Annotated in this window: 2 protein-coding genes; both read right to left on the reverse strand. The window is 41.7% G+C overall.

From position 1 onward, the window contains the following. Positions 1-118: 118 nt before the first annotated feature. Positions 119-259 (reverse strand): hypothetical protein, encoded by a 141-nt coding sequence (locus tag Q0340_RS10910; protein ID WP_298083322.1) that lies wholly within the window; start codon positions 257-259, stop codon positions 119-121. A gap of 389 nt (positions 260-648) precedes the next feature. Further along, positions 649-801 carry a hypothetical protein gene (locus tag Q0340_RS10915; protein ID WP_298083323.1) on the reverse strand — a complete coding sequence of 51 codons (153 nt, stop codon included), beginning with the start codon at positions 799-801 and terminating at the stop codon, positions 649-651. Positions 802-1,102 lie beyond the last annotated feature (301 nt).

The following is a 1,102-nucleotide window of genomic DNA, read 5'->3' on the forward strand; positions in this document are numbered from 1 at the left end:
GGGTCGAACTTGGAGGCGAGCGAGGTGCCATCAGTGCTTAGATGGTGCTTCCATCCGTCGCAGCCCGCGAGCAGCAGCACGAACATGGCGGCGGCAACTTTTAAATTTAAAAATTTTATCATCTAAAACCCGTCCTTAAATCTGCTTTTAAAACTGCTAAATTCGTTTTTAAATTTGCGTTTGAAATTTTAAAATTTATGGCGCGATGCCTGCCGGAGTTTATATCGCGATCTGCATTAGAATTTATGCCGTGACACATGCCGCGATCCGTGCTAGAATTTATATCGCGGTATGCATTGAAATTTAAGTCTCGATCTGCGTTAAAGTTTATGCTTTGGCATGTGCTGTAGCAATATGCTATAAAGCGTATGTCGCGATCCGTAATCCGCGCTAAAATCTATGTAGCGACCTGCCTCGCAATTCGTACTCGTAGTGTTTCGGTTTTTAAAATTTTGACTTTTTAAATTTTTACCCACTCCGCTCGGCGTCGCATCGGCGCTTAATCTTTCGAGACAAATGGTTTCGGCGGGACGTGCGTAGCAAAGAGCCGCACCTGCACGCGCGAGCTTTATGCGGATCCAAAAAAGCGCGGGTGGTGAAATTTTTAAATTTTAATGCAGCTTCATTTTTCATAATGCGAGCTAAATTTTATGCACCGGAATTCTGCACACCCGAATTTTTGATATCGGAATTTTTGCTATTAGAATTTTCGGCACTCTGATCTTCGCTGCCAGAGCTTTGCAAGGCGGGATTTTTAGAATTATATTTTTTTGATATCGGAATTTTCTTTAGCCGAAGCATTTGCGCCCGCATTTTTGCCATTAGAATTTTCGCCGATTAAATTTATTCTTTGGAGAATTTTAAATCTGGATTACGCGCCCTATTCTTTCATCGTGGCTCATTTACATAAAATTTCACCTATTAAAAATTTGGACGCAAAATTCCACCTGCGAAATCTCGATAAAATTTTGCCATTAAATTACGAAACGAAATTCTACCTCGCAATTCCGTCGCTATTTCTTGGCGATTTTATAGTAGCCATCTCTGAAAACGACCTTACCTGCATCCACAAGGCACTTTAAAAGCTGCGCGCTCGCTTCGT

Origin of the sequence: uncultured Campylobacter sp. (assembly GCF_938045595.1) — a bacterium.
Classification (GTDB): Bacteria; Campylobacterota; Campylobacteria; order Campylobacterales; family Campylobacteraceae; genus Campylobacter_B.

What these genes read in the sequence shown, in the direction of transcription:
- Q0340_RS10915 (WP_298083323.1), bottom strand. Translation starts at nt 801, where the DNA reads ATGCTTCGGCTAAAGAAAATTCCGATATCAAAAAAATATAATTCTAAA.
- Q0340_RS10910 (WP_298083322.1), bottom strand. Translation starts at nt 259, where the DNA reads ATGTGTCACGGCATAAATTCTAATGCAGATCGCGATATAAACTCCGGC.